11 protein-coding genes are annotated in these 16,580 nt (G+C 59.5%); 3 read left to right on the top strand and 8 right to left on the bottom strand.

Annotation, left to right across the window (positions count from 1 at the left end; all coding sequences use genetic code 11):
- Positions 1 to 101: 101 nt before the first annotated feature.
- Both nagB and DW171_RS03840 read left to right on the top strand, forming a co-directional pair.
- A complete protein-coding gene (gene nagB / locus DW171_RS03835; RefSeq protein WP_117716776.1) occupies positions 102 to 830 on the top strand; it encodes a glucosamine-6-phosphate deaminase in 729 nt (242 codons plus the stop codon).
- 448 nt (positions 831 to 1,278) lie between these two features.
- Positions 1,279 to 4,278, top strand: coding sequence for a BTAD domain-containing putative transcriptional regulator (locus tag DW171_RS03840; protein ID WP_118270471.1), 3,000 nt, complete (start codon positions 1,279 to 1,281; stop codon positions 4,276 to 4,278).
- A gap of 70 nt (positions 4,279 to 4,348) precedes the next feature.
- On the opposite strand, the gene DW171_RS03845 is transcribed toward DW171_RS03840, so the two are convergent.
- From DW171_RS03845 to DW171_RS03880, 8 genes are all read right to left on the bottom strand, one after another.
- Positions 4,349 to 4,648, bottom strand: a complete 300-nt coding sequence (locus DW171_RS03845; RefSeq protein ID WP_006234690.1) for a YhbY family RNA-binding protein — start codon at positions 4,646 to 4,648, stop codon at positions 4,349 to 4,351.
- A 158-nt stretch (positions 4,649 to 4,806) separates the two neighbouring features.
- Positions 4,807 to 5,754, bottom strand: coding sequence for a methyltransferase domain-containing protein (locus DW171_RS03850; protein ID WP_369832463.1), 948 nt, complete (start codon positions 5,752 to 5,754; stop codon positions 4,807 to 4,809).
- Positions 5,755 to 6,014: 260 nt separating this feature from the next.
- Positions 6,015 to 7,379 (bottom strand): PFL family protein, encoded by a 1,365-nt coding sequence (locus DW171_RS03855; protein WP_117563617.1) that lies wholly within the window; start codon positions 7,377 to 7,379, stop codon positions 6,015 to 6,017.
- 108 nt (positions 7,380 to 7,487) lie between these two features.
- The gene (locus DW171_RS03860) at positions 7,488 to 10,055 is read right to left on the bottom strand and encodes a homocysteine S-methyltransferase family protein (RefSeq protein WP_233539091.1); all 2,568 of its coding nucleotides are present in this window, start codon (positions 10,053 to 10,055) and stop codon (positions 7,488 to 7,490) included.
- Positions 10,045 to 11,058 carry a DUF4928 family protein gene (locus tag DW171_RS03865; RefSeq protein ID WP_117800482.1) on the bottom strand — a complete coding sequence of 338 codons (1,014 nt, stop codon included), beginning with the start codon at positions 11,056 to 11,058 and terminating at the stop codon, positions 10,045 to 10,047. Before DW171_RS03865 ends, DW171_RS03860 begins: the two co-directional genes overlap by 11 nt.
- Positions 11,021 to 12,181, bottom strand: a complete 1,161-nt coding sequence (locus DW171_RS03870; RefSeq protein ID WP_118270472.1) for a DNA cytosine methyltransferase — start codon at positions 12,179 to 12,181, stop codon at positions 11,021 to 11,023. Before DW171_RS03870 ends, DW171_RS03865 begins: the two co-directional genes overlap by 38 nt.
- A gap of 109 nt (positions 12,182 to 12,290) precedes the next feature.
- Positions 12,291 to 13,082 (bottom strand): hypothetical protein, encoded by a 792-nt coding sequence (locus DW171_RS03875; RefSeq protein WP_118270473.1) that lies wholly within the window; start codon positions 13,080 to 13,082, stop codon positions 12,291 to 12,293.
- On the bottom strand, positions 13,082 to 13,954 hold the full coding sequence (locus DW171_RS03880) for a methylenetetrahydrofolate reductase (RefSeq protein ID WP_118270474.1): 873 nt from the start codon (positions 13,952 to 13,954) through the stop codon (positions 13,082 to 13,084). The genes DW171_RS03875 and DW171_RS03880 overlap by 1 nt, the downstream gene beginning before the upstream one ends.
- A gap of 426 nt (positions 13,955 to 14,380) precedes the next feature.
- Between DW171_RS03880 and DW171_RS03885 the strand changes: the two genes are divergently transcribed.
- On the top strand, positions 14,381 to 16,468 hold the full coding sequence (locus tag DW171_RS03885) for a glutamine synthetase III (protein ID WP_118270475.1): 2,088 nt from the start codon (positions 14,381 to 14,383) through the stop codon (positions 16,466 to 16,468).
- Positions 16,469 to 16,580: the final 112 nt, after the last annotated feature.

Raw genomic sequence — 16,580 nt, forward strand, 5'->3', positions numbered from 1 at the left:
ACCTCGCCCTGGTGGCCGCACACGTTGGTTGCGGCCGACGCGGGCCGCGGGCAAGTGCTTGTAAGGGAGCCTTGCCTCTCTTGTACGAGAAAGGACGCGTAATGAAGATCATTAAAGCTAAAGACTACGAGGATATGAGCCGCAAGGCCGCCAATATTATCTCGGCGCAGGTTATCCTCAAGCCCGACTGCGTGTTGGGTCTTGCCACCGGCTCCACCCCGATCGGTGCCTACAAGCAGCTCGCTGCTTGGTACGAGAAGGGCGACGTCGACTTTGCCGAGGTCAGCACCTACAACCTGGACGAGTATCGCGGCCTTTCGCACGACGATCCCCAGAGCTATCACTACTTCATGCGTGAGAACTTCTTCGATCACATCAACATCGACCTGAACAACACGCATGTGCCCGACGGTTCCAACCCCGACGCCGCCGCTGCCTGCTCTGAGTACGATAAGGTCGTCGCTGCCGCCGGCTATCCCGATCTGCAGCTGCTCGGCATTGGCAACAACGGCCACATCGGCTTCAACGAGCCCGATGACCACTTCTCCAAGGGCACGCACTGCGTCGACCTTACCGAGAGCACCATTCAGGCCAACAGCCGCCTGTTCGACAGCATCGACGATGTTCCCCGTCAGGCCTACACCATGGGTACTCAGACCATCATGTATGCCCGCATGATCCTGGTCGTCGCCAACGGCGAGGCCAAGGCTCAGGCCGTGCACGATATGTGCTATGGTCCGGTTACGCCCGAGTGCCCGGCTTCGATCCTGCAGCTGCACACCAACTGCGTTGTCGTTGCCGACGAGGCCGCCCTTTCGCTCTGCGAGTAGCGCGAATCCTGCACCTCGACATAGCCTTGCCTAAGGCCTCCGCTTTGCGGGGGCCTTTTTGCTATCCCTTTCTGTCCACTTGACCAAAATCTTGCCGCAAGCTTGACGAATGCCGGATGCCCAACAGCTTGATTCATTCCATATCAGATTCTATGCAAAAATGCCACTAAAAGGTCGTAGACGGTAGCGGGTGCTAGGCGAGTTGAATGACATAGCTGAACCTTGTTCATTTGCGTTACACTGCCGCTTAGATGGGACAAGCTGACAAGCTCATTTACCTGCTTAAAGACCGATTAGTCGGGGGATTAATAACAATCGGCCCTCGCTGTACAAAAACTTGCCGCTTGCGTACCAAAAGACAACCTAAAACACAAGGTCGCTCTATTCATAGCGCGGCTTGTATGGTCTTGCGGCTACAGTGTCCATACGGTCGAGTTGAGGAGCGGGCATGGTAAACGATTTGAGCGGTATAGACGACCTCGAGCTGATGCCGCTGGGCGGAGGCTATATGGTGCGACGCGAACGCTTGATGAATGAGCTTATCGCCAAGGGCCGAAAGGCCGGCATCGTGGTTCTTTATGCGCCCGACGGGTTTGGGAAGACCTCGGTGCTGCTGCAGTACACCCATGAGGTTAAATGCGACCCGACGCGAGGCCCCGTGCGGATTATCGAGGCCGATCGCGCCATTGGGCGCGAGGTGTTTATGCAGCTCGAGGTGGTTACCGAAGAACTCAAAGACAAACCGCACTCCCTTATCGCGATTGATAATGTGCCAAACCTCGATCAGCACGATACCGAAGACCTCATCGACAGGATTCGCGGCCTGCGCGCTATGGGGATAGGGGTCTTTATCTCCTGTCGTCCTTCAAATCGTCAGCTGATTCATGGGCTGGGCGATTCGGTTAAGATCAATGCGCAGATGCTCAAGGTGCATGCCTATGAGTATTCGGCGTGGGCATCGGCGTTTTCGATCAGCACATCGCTCGACTTTTATCAGCTCACGCAGGGCGTGCCCGAGCTCGTTTCGGCATTGCAGACGGGTCTGTATGGCCAAGGCGACGTAGCCGGTCTGCTCGAAAACGAGATTGTCAACGTATATGGCGCGGCACTTGTCGATCTGGCTTCGCTCGACAATAATGCACTGTTTTGCGTGGCATGTCTCATGATTTTGATTGGCGAGGGCAATATCGCAGAACTCGAGGCTTGCGGGGTGAGGCTATCGATGGTCGACCAGTCCTACTTTGTACGCGACTACCCGATCTTTGGCTTGGATCCCGCCGAGCGGAGTTTTACGTGTCTGGGCACGGAGGATAACGGACGCTTGCGTTTGCGTAAGTTGGTGGCCGAGGTTCGCCCCGACCTTGTTCCGAGAGCGGCCCGGATTTTGCTTAAGGCGGGTAGATGCGATGCGGCGATGGGCCTGGCGGACGCCTTTTTGGACCGTGAAGCGGTCCTTGAACTTGCTGGGCAGTATGGGGTCGATCTGGCTCTGACGGGGCACGGGGCCGATATCTGCCGAGCAGCGCTGGGCACGATCGATGCCGACGATCCGGCTCCAGAGCCAACGCCTGCCGAGGCGCTCGGCGTATATCTGGCAGCGGTCAGCGTGTCCAATACAAAGCTCGCTCGCTATATGGCATCTGTTATCGAGCGCGGGGGCGAACGGGCGGCCTGTGAAATAGACCCTGTTTCATGGACGGTGGCCCGGACACTGACGGCTGTTTGCTATGGGGACAACGGGCTTGGGCTTCCTACGAACCTGGCCGTGCCAGAAATAGAGACGTCCCACACCGCACTCGACATGCTGTCCGCGCATATCGAGGTCAAGCGCCGCCTGACCGAACGGGGAGATGACGGCGGCGTTCTACAGCAGCTCAAAACGAGAAAGGCCTACGACTGTGAGCTCGACATCGCGGGGATTGTTATACGGGCCGATAGCATGCTGGTGGAGCTCTTTGACGGGTCGTTTACGGGAACCGACGAGCGCGACGACGAGATGACGGTGGTGCGGGAGGCGCTCGACGTACGTGGGCTTAAGGCGATGGCTATCTGGGTGCGCATGGTGCTGGCGGCACGGCGGCTCCTTTCCGGCTTGCCGGTAACCGACGACGCGGCATTCAACGAGCTCGATCGTTTTGCCGTGCGCATGCGCGACAACCAGATTCAGCTGTTTGGCCTGTTGCTAGAAGGCTGGCAGTCGCTGGCAGAGGGACGGCCGGTTAATGCAAAGTTCCGTGCGGTCCAAGTGCTCAAACTTGCCGAGGAGTCGATTGCGTACATGCGCGATAACGCATTGCTGCTGGAGCGCGCGGCGTATCTGCGTAACACCTCGATGGTTTCGGTGCGTGAGGAAGCGGAGTTGCTCGATATAAGCCAGACGCAGGTTGGTGGAGCGGAGGCCTGGATGGTGGCGCTGCATTTGGCCTGTGCGGGCCGAGACAGCGATCTTGCGGCCTGGATGTCCATGAATCGTGCGGGGATTCTGGAGCCATCGTATCGGCTCTTTGCGCGCCTTGCCATGCATTGTCTGGGCGAGCCGGCGACCAGGATTCGCAAGAAGCTTCCCGTGCGCGAGCTGTCGCGGTACTCGCTGCGCGACGATTTGGAAGGGGAGGGCGAGCGCCTGTTCCAGGCCGGCGAGGTTGAAGCCGTTGATACCATTGACCATATCGAGATTCGCATGTTTGGTGCGTTTCGCGCCGAGCGCGACGGGTTTCCCATCACGGACAAAATGTGGCGCCGCAAGAAGGCGGCGACACTTGCCGAGCGGCTTGCGCTGGGTATGGATGCGCTCGTCGATCGTGAGACGCTGGCCATGGAGTTGTGGCCCCATGCCGAGTTCAATAGCGCCCGCAACAACCTGTACTCGACGATATCGCGCTTGCGGTCGGCTTTGGGACCGACGCCGGATGGCAAGTCGTGTGTGCTCATCCAAAATGAATGCATCGGACTCAACGGCGACTACGTCAAGACCGATGTACGACTGTTTGACCAGATAAGCCGCGAGGTTTTGGGAAATCGCACGGGTGCGCGCGGGCCCCATTTAGTTGAGCTGTGCCTTAAGATTGAGCAGCTTTATGCCGGGCCGCTGTATGTTCCCAATGGCTGTAACCCCACCTACTTTTTGCGTATGCGACGCATTATGCAGTCAAAGTTCATCGATTGCATGATTAAGGGAGCAAATGCCGCTCTAGAAGAAAACGATTTGCAGTCGGCGATTTGGCTGGCGGAGTCGGGGCTTCGACAGGAAACGGCGCGTGAGGATATGGTGCGCTGTGCCATGCGCGTCTACAGTGCGGCGGGGCGGCGGCGCGATATCGTCGAGCTATACAGCGGGCATATGCACCATCTAAGGGAACAGGTCAATGGCGTACCCGAGCCCGAGACGCGGCATCTATACGAGCGCTTGGTGGAGGGGCGGCTCAATCGCGTGCTGGTCGAGCGATAAAAAAACGGGCGCCCGAAGTACTTGGGCACCCGTAAGCTTGCTATGTGTTGGCTCGCCGGATCATTGGCTCTTAGACGAGCTTGATCTTCTCGATGTCCTTGCGCGAGGACTCGCGATACAGCGAGAACTTGCGGCCGATGACCTGGACGACCTCGGCGTGGCAACGCTCAGCGAGCTCTTCGGCGGCCTCGCGGGCGGAAAGACTGGAGCCATCGAGCACGGAGCACTTAACGAGCTCGTGCTTCTCCAGGTAGGCGACCGTCTGCTCGACGGTGCCCTCGTTGACATCGGACTTGCCGATGATGATGGCGGGGTTGAGGTGATGGGCCATGCTGCGAAGCTGCTTGACCTGGGCTCCTGTCAGTGCCATGGGTTCTCGCTTTCTATGTATGGGGCGCCCCGCGACGGGGCCTTAATCTACGTGAGCTGTCCCACGATAGCGCAGGAACGGCGCGGTGTGGAGCGTGTTTGCCCAGTTCAAAAAGAATGCGGATGCCGAGGTGATGGGCAGCGCAGGCTGTGAACGGGCTACGAGCGGGATTCAGAGACCGGTTCCCATGCAATAAACGCCCAGCGAACCTTACGGACATGGTCGAGCATATAGCGCCCCTGCGGCACGCCCTTGGAGCCCGGCTCACCGGCATGGGGATTCTCGATCATGTGTTGGGCGATGTAGTCGCGCAGACGGTCGACCTTATCCTCGTTGCCATGCTCAAGCATGCGGGAAAAGTCCGCCACGCCTGCCTCAAGGCTGTCGAAGGTATCGCGACGCGGCGATTCAAAGTACGTGACCTGCGGCAGGGCACCCATCTGAATGAGGATGTTGAAGGCGTACACAAAGCCATTGCTGCAGGTAACCGAGGCGCCGATAGCGTTCATCAAGTGCAGATCATAGCGCGGGCTGGAGTTGGCGACCATCGTGACTGCACAACGCCGACGAGCCGTACGGTCGAGCTTGGCAAGCGCGCCTTTTAGGTTGGTCGTGGTGACAGAGCGACTGGCAAAGGCAACATCAACAGCCTTGGCAACCGGCCCAACCAGATCCCAATCATCGTCCCAGGCAAGCTCAAGCGGCGTAATGCGATCCTCGAGCCCATAGTACTCAATGCCAGCATCAAGCGTGCCCAACATGGCAGGGGAAAAGTCAGCAGCAATCACAGGATGCCCAGCCTGAGCAAGCGGAATAGCAATCGACCCAGCCCCGCACCCCATATCGAGTACCGACTCGCCGGGCTCAAGCGCCAGCAGCTTTATAAAATCCCGAGCATAAGGGGCAGTCTCCAACGGCCGAAAATGCCGAGCCCTTTTATCCCACTCAAAAGAATCGTCAGCCCGCCGCCGATCAGCTTGCAGACGCATCCACTCCAGATTCCAATCTGTGGAAAGCAGCTCAGAACGATTCTCCCCATCAGCCACGGGCCAACCTCCTAGCAACAAAAAAGCGACTCCTCCCAAAAGAAGAGCCGCAACCAGCATATATCAGAAAGAACCGATCCAACGCCAAACCGTCATACCAGCAAAGTGGAGCAGAAGCGAAGCGACTGCAACCGGGATAGAACCCAACCGAGGTCCCGTTGTGCGGGAGCCCCGGGGAGGGCAAATATATAAGGTCGATCGCGAGTTCCGCACGAGCCGGAGAGCACTTAATGTGCTCTCCGTGCGAGTCAGGACTGTCCGAGCAGGCGACCTTATATGTCTGCCGCCCGGCGGCGGGGCTCCTCGCCAGTCCCCCTCAGCTAGTTCTTCAGCGAGTTCAGCGGCGCCGGGAAACGTCCACCGCGATGGGCAAGCACGGTGCCGGCGTTGGGGTTCACCGGCATGATGGGTGCACGGCCGAACAGGCCGCCGTACTCGACGCAGTCACCCACGCCCTTGCCGATGGCGGGAATCACGCGGACGGCTGTGGTCTTGTTGTTGATGACGCCGATGGCCATCTCGTCGGCGATGATGCCGGCGATGGTCTCGACCGGGGTGTCGCCGGGGATGGCGATCATGTCCAGGCCGACGGAGCACACGCAGGTCATGGCCTCGAGCTTCTCGAGCGAAAGCGCACCGGCTTCGACGGCGGCGATCATGCCGGCGTCCTCGGACACGGGGATGAAAGCGCCGGAGAGACCGCCCACGCTGGAGCTGGCCATGACGCCGCCCTTCTTGACGGCATCGTTGAGCATGGCGAGCGCGCAGGTCGTGCCCGGGCCGCCGCAGGTGCCCACGCCGATGATCTCGAGGATGCGGGCAACGGAGTCACCGATGGCAGGCGTGGGGGCCAGCGACAGGTCGACAATGCCCTTCTCGACCCCCAGGCGATGGGCGGCCTCGCGGCTCATGAGCTCGCCGGCGCGGGTGATCTTAAAGGCGGTCTGCTTAATCTTTTCGGCGACTTCCATCATCGAGGCGGAATCGGGCAGCGTCTCCAGGGCTGCGGCCATAACGCCGGGGCCCGAGACGCCTACGTTGATGACGGCGTCGGCCTCGCCACCGCCGTGGACGGCGCCCGCCATAAACGGGGAGTCCTCGACCATGTTGGCAAAGCAGACAAACTTGGAAGCGCCGACGGAATCCTGGTCGGCCGTGAGTCTAGCGGCATCGATGATGGTCTGGGCCGCCATAAGCACGGCGTCCATGTTGATGCCAGCGCGCAGGCTAGCAACATTGACGCTGGAGCAGACGCGGCTGGTGGTAGCGAGCGCCTGGGGGATGGACTGGATAACGCGGCGATCGGCGTCGCCGATGCCCTTCTGGACGAGTGCGGAGAAGCCGCCCAGGTAGTCGATGCCGAGCGTCTCGGCCGCGCGGTCGAGGGCGTGCGCGATAGGGGTGAGGTCCTCATCCTTGCAGCAAGCGGCGATCTGCGCCACCGGGGTAACGGAGACGCGCTTGTTGACGATGGGGATACCGTACTCGCGCTCGAGGTTCTCGGCGGTCTCGACCAGATGCTCAGCCGTGTGCGTCACGTGGTCGTAGATCTTCGTGCACATGCGGTCGAGGTTCTCGTCACCGCAACCCATGAGCGAAACACCCATGGTGATGGTCCTGATGTCGAGGTTCTGCTCCTCAACCATGCCGCGGGTTTCCGCGATTTCTGCGGGCGTGATCGCCATCCTTGCGCTCCTATCTGCCAAAACGAGCATAGTCTTTTCTATTCTAACGTGCCGCACGTGCCAAGTGGCGCATGCGGCACGTTTTGGTGCTCGGTTGTTTCCGTTGTGTTACTGCCCAAAGACCTCTTCGGCGATGCGCGCGCTTTCGGCGGCATCCTTGGCGTAGTAGTCCGCGCCGATCTGCTTGGCGTATTCGGGGGTGAGCACGGCGCCGCCTACGATGATCTTGACGCCCGGCACCTCGGCATGGAGCAACTTGATGGTCTCCTCCATGGCGACGACGGTGGTGGTCATAAGCGCCGAGAGGCCGACGAGTTTGATATCGCGCTCCTTGACGGTCTTGAGCACCTCCTGTGGATCGACGTCGCGGCCCAGGTCAAAGACGGTGTAGCCGTAGTTGTCGAGCAGCATTTTGACGATATTCTTGCCGATATCGTGGATGTCGCCCTTGACGGTGGCCACGCAGATCTTACCCTTGTCGGCAATCTCGCCGGCGGGCATCAGGCGTTTGATGGTATCGAAGCCCACGCGCGCGGCCTCGGCCGAGGCCATGAGCTGCGGCAAGAAGAACTTGCCCTGGTCAAAGAGGACTCCGACCTCGTCGAGGGCGGGGATAAAGTGATTGTTGATGAGGTCCATGGCGTCGTGGTCTGCCAGCAGACGCTCGGTCTCGGCAGCGATCTCTCCCTTGCGGCCCGAGACGACCATGTGGCGGATGGGGTCGTCGTTGCCGTCGGTGCTGGTGACACCAGCGGCGGGCACGGTGTCGGTCGATGCGGCCTGAGCTGCTGCCGGGTTGGCGGCGATCTTGTACGGATCGGTCCAGCCGGCATAGCGCTCGATGTATCCGGTCGAGCCCTCGTCCTCAACGCTCAGGACGCGATAGCTGTAGACGGTGTCCATAAAGCGCTTGGAGCCCGGGTTCATGATGGGGGCGTCCAGGCCCGCGCCGAAGGCGGCAGCCAAAAAGACCGAGCCCAGCAGCGGGCGGGCAGGCAGGCCAAAGCTGATGTTCGAAACGCCGAGCGCGCATTTGACGCCCAGGCGCTCCTTGCACAGGGACATGGCGCGCAGGATCTGCTCAGCCTGGCGCTGGTTGGTCGAGGCGGTCATGACCAGGCAGTCGATGAGGATGCGGTTCGGGCCGATGCCGTAGCGGGCGGCCTCGGCCACGATGCGCTCGGCGATGGCGAAGCGGGCCTCGGCGGTATCGGGGATGCCGCCTTCGTCGAGCGTAAGGCCGACGACGTTGGTGCCGTAGTGGGCAACCAACGGAAAGATCTCATCCATGATCTGCTGCTTGCCGTTAACCGAGTTGATGATGGGCTTGCCGGCGTAGCGGCGCACGGCGGCCTCGACGGCAGCGGGGTCGGTGGAGTCGATCTGCAGCGGCAGGAGCGTGGAGCCTTGGAGCTGTTCGGTTGCCTGCTGGATGATCTTGACCTCGTCGATCTCGGGCAGGCCCACGTTGACGTCCAGGATGTCGGCGCCCTGTTCCTGCTGGCTGATGCCCTGGCTTACGACGTAGTCCAGGTCGCCGTCGCGTAGGGCCTGCTGCAGGCGCTTTTTGCCGGTGGGGTTGATGCGCTCGCCGATGACAGCGATCTTGTGGCCGTCGCAGGGAAGGTCCACGACCGTTTGGGCGCTCGTGACCGACATGCTGGGCTTGCGGTGGCGCGGGCTGGACGTGTGGTTGTCGATAAGCGTGCGCAAGGCCGCCATGTGCGCCGGCGTGGTGCCGCAGCAACCGCCCACGACGCTCACGCCGTCGGCGATCATGCCGGCGACGGCCTTGGCGTATTCGGGAGCCTGGATATCAAAGACGGTGTTGCCGTCGTCGTCCACGCGGGGCAGTCCTGCGTTGGCCTGCACCATGATGGGCTTGTCGGTAACGGTGAGCATGCGTGCGGCGAGCCCTCGGAGCTCGGCCGGTCCCTGGCTGCAGTTGATGCCCAGAACGTCGGCGTCGATAGCGTCGAGCGTGATGGCGGCGACCTCGGGGCTCGTTCCCAGGAAGGTACGGCCGTCTTCCTCGAAGGTCATGGTGGCAAAGACGGGCAGGTCGGAGTTCTCGCGGCAGGCGAGGACGGCTGCCTTGATCTCGGCCAGGTCGGTCATAGTCTCGATAATAAAGAGGTCCACGCCCGCATCGACGCCGGCACGCACTTCCTCGGCAAAGAGGTCATAAGCCTCGTCGAAGCTGAGGGTACCCAAAGGGCGAAGCAACGCGCCGATGGGACCGATGTCACCGGCGACGTAGCGGGCGCCGGCGGCGCGGGCACAGGCGACGGCCGCGGCAAAGACATCTGCCACGGTGGCGGCGCCATCGAGCTTGTGCGCGTTGGCGCCAAAGGTGTTGGCGGTGATCACGTCGCAGCCGGCCTCGACGTACTGACGCTGAATATCGGTAATGACCTGGGGCTCCTCAAAGTTGAGCAGCTCGGGCAGGGCGCCGGCCTTCATGCCGGCCGCCTGCAGCATGGTACCCATGCCGCCGTCGAACAGCAGGTGTCCCGTGCCCTCGATGGCGGCGCGCAGACGATCGTCCTTAATGCGAAGGTCGTCGATCGTGCGCGTCTTGTATGCAGCTCCGTTGCGGCGCGCAGCATCAACAGGCGCCGCCAGCGCGGCACCGTCCAGATCATGAGTGATAAGTATGTTTGAGCTATTCGCCATGTGCGTCCATTTCGTCTAGAGCCCACTGAGGAATTTCTATTTGAAGGGATTTGTCGGGCTCGATATCTTCGATTCGCTTGTTGTAGTGGGCAAGAAGCCGTGCGACATTTAATCGAATTAGGTCTCGCTTGTAGAACGATAATTCTTCAATATTGATGCCGATAAACGATTCGAGCGCGATAACCTGTACGCGATTGCCGAGTCCCTCACTTTCGAACAGTCCGTAAGCGAAGGAAACTTTATCGTGGGGGACAACGACGATGGGCCGAATGCCATTTCGAATGTTATCTCGGCATCGATCGGTCAATTTGGCCATTGGCGATACAGTCACGTGAAATGCAGCATCATTGATTTGGAAATCGCCAGAACGGTCTGTTTGCTGGTCGGCAGCGTTTGAGTTGTCCTTTCCGATTTCTATGGTTGGAAATAACATCTCTAGTTTTGCGCCTACCAGGTGCTGTGCGACGGTACCCGTTGGCTTATCGGACCGTAGGCTTGCTTCGGCTAGGATATCATCGACAATGACAGAAATTGGTTTTTGAAGATCGATTTCTACTTTGATTCTCTGCCGGTTAAAGAAATCGACCTGGATTCGCTCGACGAAGAAATTGGCGATTGCATTCGCAGCTTCAAGACGAGCGTCTTCGCAAGTGTCACTGGGTAGGGCAGAGTTGATAATTGTGGCAAGCTCAAGCGCCATCGGGAGTGTGCCGCGTGAGGTTCTGCCGCCCTCTGATGCGAAGGCACGCGTTTCCCCATGTCTGGCTAAAACTGTTTTGATGCATGCTCCACTTAGGCCTCGTACTTGGCTCCCCTTGTCCGATTGCACATAATCGTCGGTGAGCGGAAAACGGTTTTGCAACAGCTCGCTTATGCCTATGCCAACCGCCATGACGTTACGGTTGACATTGCCTCGCTTGCTGCGTTTGGATTCGTACCAGAGTTCAATGGCATCCAAGATATCTTTATCGGGCTCGTTCAAGGAGCAATTGGTCATTTCCATTATTGTTCACTCCGTTCCTTGAAGACATAAGCGCTGGTTTGACTGCATTTTTTATAAGCCAAGTGACAACTGGCACGGCAACTGCATCGCCGAATGCGTAGCGAATCTGAGCATCCGAGAAGCCGCTAAACTGACATGAGTCAGCACCTTGGAGACGGGCATATTCGGTTCCAGTCATCCAGCGAACTTCTATCTTTCCGTTTTCGCATATAACGACTGCCTGTCTTGATGAGCCGCCGCGAGCCGTTCTTAGACATCCGGCAATTTCTTCTTCACGGATTTCCCAGCGCACAACGCCTGATCGCGTGCGACGGTAAGCAGTGCGAACAGTTTTTTCTTTGGCATTTAAGAAGCGCTGAAGGCGCTCTGCTTGATGCGGTGCAAGCGAGTCGATAAATGCTTGTACTTGGTTTTTGTTCCACCAACGCTTGTCGCCCTCGGGAATATCTTCAACAACCGTTGCAAGGCCCGTCATGCGAAGTGGGCTCGGCTCGTTTAGGTGAGAGACGTGCGTAATGAGTGAAGGGTCGGAGTGAATCCAGGAGACCTTTTCAGGTCGAAGCGAGGAATCGAGTCGGCTGTTGGGAAGAGGGTCTTTTAATCCGACGATAAACATGCGGGGGCGTGACTGGGGAAGCCAGTGCCGTGCATCGATAAAATAAGCGTCGCATGAATAGCCTAAACGATTAAATTCCTGGCAAACGAGTCTAAAGTCATCACTGTTATTAGACGTGGCAAGGCCGATGACGTTTTCGAGAACAAGTGCCCGCGGGGCACGATCGCTCATTCCTTCGATGGCCTTAATAAAGCCAAAGAACGCACTGGACTCTTTGCCAGAGATAAGTCCCTCCCTGTTTCCCGCGAGAGATAAGTTTGTGCAAGGGCTTGACGCCCATGCGATGTCGGCTTGGGGTATTAGGTCGGGGTCGAGTGTGTGGACATCCTGCTCGACTAGATGCTCATCGCCCCAGCACTGGCTGTACATGGCGCATTTAGTACGGTCTATGTCATTTGCCCAGATTGTTTTGATTCCGGCTTTTGCCATGCCGGCACGAGCCAAGCCAATGCCTGAAAAAAACTCAAGCGCGGTTAGTTGTGGCGAGAACTGCAGAATGTTGTGCATGTACTGGCTTTCAGATAGTTGTTATTTGGCATCTTATGGTACTTGTTTGTGAGGACATCCGCTTACTTACGGATGAGATTCCCTCGATACCGTGCCATCAATTGACATTTTATTCAGAATGCGAATAGCAGGTGGTGTGGGCGGCGCGGAAGCGGCAGTGCTCACGCATGCGGCAGATATTGCAGGTGGGGCGGCTCTGGGCGTCGTGGACCTCGCCGTCAAACAGACCGATCACCGCGGTCACGCTCTTGGTGGGCATGAGCAGGCTGGTCGGCGTGACGGTAAGCCCGATGAGCCGCGTAGCGTTGAGCGCAGCCACGATTGAGCGCTGGGCCGAGAGCGGGCAGTCGCCATAGCCGGGACTAAAGCGCCAGTTACCGGCGAGCCCGTGTGCAGCGGCCGCAGCCTTGACCTGCTGGTCCATCTGCTCGACGGCGGCTTCTACATAGGCAGAGCATGCGGCGTCGAGCACGGCGCCTTCCAGAGGCTGCTGGGCTCCCGTGGTGCGCAGGCGACGCTCGGCGTTCATGCCGAGGGTGCATGCCATGAGTGCGGCAAGGCGGGCGTCCTTAAGGTGGCGATAGATATCACGACCCCGCAGCTTAACATTGGTGCCAACCAAGCGGATGCAGGGCTCGCCCTGCTCGTCGACGCCCGTGGCATCGACGGCAAACACGCGTCGCACGCCGCGGGGCTCGATATCCAGCTCTAGGCGCTCGACTACAAGCTCAATTCGTCGGGACAGCTCGGGCTCAATCTGCTGGCCGCCGTAGCCCAGATACCGCAGCATCTCGGCACGGTCGACACGAGGGTGGTGGGCAGCGTCGATACGGTAAAGCGCCGGCGACGCAAGGTCGGCCGGCACTTCAACAACGGTTGTATCGATGTGCGGTTTTTCCATTACCCTAGGCGCTCCATAATGGTCGCGGCGATCGCAGGATGATTCATAGTGTACAGGTGCAGACCGGCGGCACCGTGCTCCTTGAGGTCGCAAAGCTGACGGGCGGCATAATCTACACCGGCTGCCTGCAGGCTCTCGGGGTCGTTCTCGTACTTGGCGAGAATCTTGATGACGGGGGAGGGCAGCGACGCACCGCACATAAAGACCATGCGGCTGATTTGCGACTTGCCCATAAACGGCATGATGCCCGCGGTAATGGGCACGGTGATGCCCGCCTTGTCGGCAAGCTCGCGGAAGCGGTAGAAGCACTCGTTGTCAAAGAAGAGCTGCGTCACAAAGAAGCTCGCGCCGGCGTCCTGTTTTTGCTTGAGGTATTCGACCGAAGCGTTGAGGTCCTCACAGGCAATGTGGCCCTCGGGGTAGGCCGCGGCGCCCACACAAAAGCCGGCGTCGACAAGCTCGGGGATGAGGTCACGGGCGTAGGCGTAGTCCGAGGCGGGCTTGTCATCCTCGGTCGCGCCAGTGGGCAGATCACCGCGCAGGGCCAGGATGTTTTCTACGCCGGCGGAGCGGTATTCGTCGATCTTGGCGACGATATCGGCGTGCGAGCGGCCCACGCAGGTGAGGTGCGCCACCGAGGGCGTATTGAATTCGCTCGTAATCATATGCGCGATGGGGGCGGTGGTGGCGCCGTTGCCCGAGCCGCTGGCAGAGCAGGTGACCGAGACAAAGCTCGGCGAAAGCTTGCACAGATTGCCTGCCACCTCGCGAGCCGTGTTGAGGGTAAGCTCGCCCTTGGGCGGGAACATCTCAAACGAAACGGGTGCGGTGCCCTGGGATGCTGCCTGCTTAAAAACCTCGTCGACGCGCATATCGTGCTCCTTTAGATACGTAATAGTGTGATGTGTTGTAAGGATTCTACAGCACCACTGTGTCACGGTGGAGTTTCACTCGCTATTCGGGGATACCAATCAAAGATGCCTTGCTATCGACATTCCCTATAGCAGAGCGGTCAATCTAGGATGGGGCTATAAAGACTGGTATCTGATGCGAAATACCAGTTAATAGAGCCCCATCCCAAATTGACTACTCTTAAACCATGGGGAGAGGTCTGCAATTTATACAGTTGATTGGCTGTTGAGGGCGGCAACGCCGCTGTGATGCGGTAACCTCATTGATTGGTTTCGCGACAGCAACATAACGGTAATGTCGCGGAAACACGGCGAGTCTAAGCTATGACTCGTTCGTTAGTAATCAACACCGCATCTCACGCGGTGCCGATACGAAGGGAGTTCCGTATGGCCGATCTTACTGACCGCTTCGGGACCATGGTGTTCTCTGAGGAAGTCATGAAGGACTACCTCCCCAAGGACATTTGGAAGCGCCTTGCTGCAACCCTCGAGGACGGTGAGCCGCTCGACCTGGATGTGGCCAACGCCGTTGCCCACGCCATGAAGGTCTGGGCCATCTCCAAGGGCGCGACGCACTACGCGCACTGGTTCCAGCCGCTTTCGGGTATTACTTCCGAGAAGCACGACAGCTTCCTCGAGCCCAACCACGACGGCACCGCCATTACCAAGTTTACGGGCAAGAACCTCATCCAGGGCGAGCCGGACGCCTCCAGCTTCCCCAACGGCGGTCTGCGTGCCACCTTCGAGGCCCGTGGCTACACCGCTTGGGATCCCACCAGCCCCGCCTTTATCAAGGACGACGTCCTGTGCATCCCCACGGCTTTCTGCTCCTACACGGGCGAGGCCCTGGACAAGAAGACCCCGCTGCTGCGCTCCATGACTGCGCTCTCGCGTGAGTCTAAGCGTGTTCTGGCGCTGTTCGGCAAGACCCCCAAGAAGGTCGTTCCTTCCGTTGGCGACGAGCAGGAGTACTTCTTGATCAAGAAGGACGCCTACCGCAAGCGCAAGGACCTGGTCATCACCGGCCGCACGCTCTTTGGCGCCGCTCCCTGCAAGGGCCAGGAGCTCGAGGAGCACTACTTTGGCGCAATCCGCCCCACCGTCTCGTCCTATATGAAGGACCTGGACAACGAGCTGTGGGCGCTCGGCATTCCCGCCAAGACCAAGCACAACGAGGTTGCCCCCTGCCAGCATGAGCTCGCCCCCGTCTATGGCGAGGTCAACGAGGCCATCGACCAGAACCTGGTTATGATGGAGAAGATGAAGCTCATCGCCTCCCGTCACGACTTGGTCTGTTTGCTGCACGAGAAGCCCTTCGAGGGCATCAACGGTTCGGGCAAGCACAACAACTGGTCGCTTGGCACCGAGTCCGAGAACCTGCTCGATCCGGGCGACACCCCGCTCGACAACCTGCAGTTCATCGTCTTCCTCACCGCGGTGATCGAGGCCGTCGATAACTATCAGGAGCTCCTGCGCGCCTCCGTCGCCTCGGCCGGCAACGACCATCGTCTGGGCGCCAACGAGGCTCCTCCGGCGATTATGTCCATCTTCCTGGGCGACCAGCTTACCGAGGTCGTCGAGAAGATCATCGATGGCAAAGCTTCCGTCCATGCCACGCGCGGCGTGCTCGACCTGGGCGCCGATACCCTGCCCAAGCTGATGCAAGACAACACCGACCGCAACCGCACCTCCCCGTTCGCCTTCACTGGCAACAAGTTCGAGTTCCGTGCCTGCGGCTCTGAGCAGAACGTCTCCGACTCCAACCTGGTGCTCGATGCCGCCGTGGCCAAGTCGCTCAAGTCCTTCGCCGACGCACTCGAGGGTACGCCCGAGGATAAGTTCCAGGACGCCGCGCTCGAGTACTGCAAGAAGGTCCTGACCGACCACCAGCGCATCCTCTTCTCCGGTGACGGCTACTCCGATGAGTGGCCCGTCGAGGCCGAGAAGCGCGGCCTTGCCAACAACAAGACCACGGCCGACGCTCTTCCCGCCTTTGTTTCCGATAAGGCTATCGCGCTCTTTGAGGAGACGGGCGTCCTGACCCGCGCCGAGGCTCAGTGCCGCTATGACTGCAAGCTCGAGAAGTACAACAAGCTCATGAACATCGAGGCTACCACGATGGTTCGCGAGGCGCGTCGTACCTATCGCCCGGTCATTACCGCCTACGCCACCAAGGTCGCTAAGGGCCTTGAGACTATTCGTGCCGCCGGTGCTGAGGCCGCCATGCAGTGCGAGCAGAACACGCTCAACAAGCTCTGCAACGGCATCACCGCCATCAACGACTCCATCAAGGCGCTCGACGCCGTGCATCAGAAGGCCGAGGCCCTCGATGGCCAGGAGCAGGCCAATGTGTATGCGCACGAGGTCGTTCCCGCTATGGATACGCTGCGCGCCGCCGTGGATGCCATGGAGGAGATCGTGGCAGCCGACTACTGGCCGGTCCCGACCTACGACGACATCCTGTTCTACGTGTAGAGCGTAACCGACATATCGTCATGGTTTTGAGCCGGGGTCCGCATCGCGCGGGCCCCGGCTTTTTGTTCAAGACTTTAGTCTGCTGGCCGCGCAGCGGCCAGCTTTAAACCAC

Source organism: Collinsella sp. AM15-2 (assembly GCF_003471985.1).
In the GTDB taxonomy this organism is placed as follows: domain Bacteria; phylum Actinomycetota; class Coriobacteriia; order Coriobacteriales; family Coriobacteriaceae; genus Collinsella.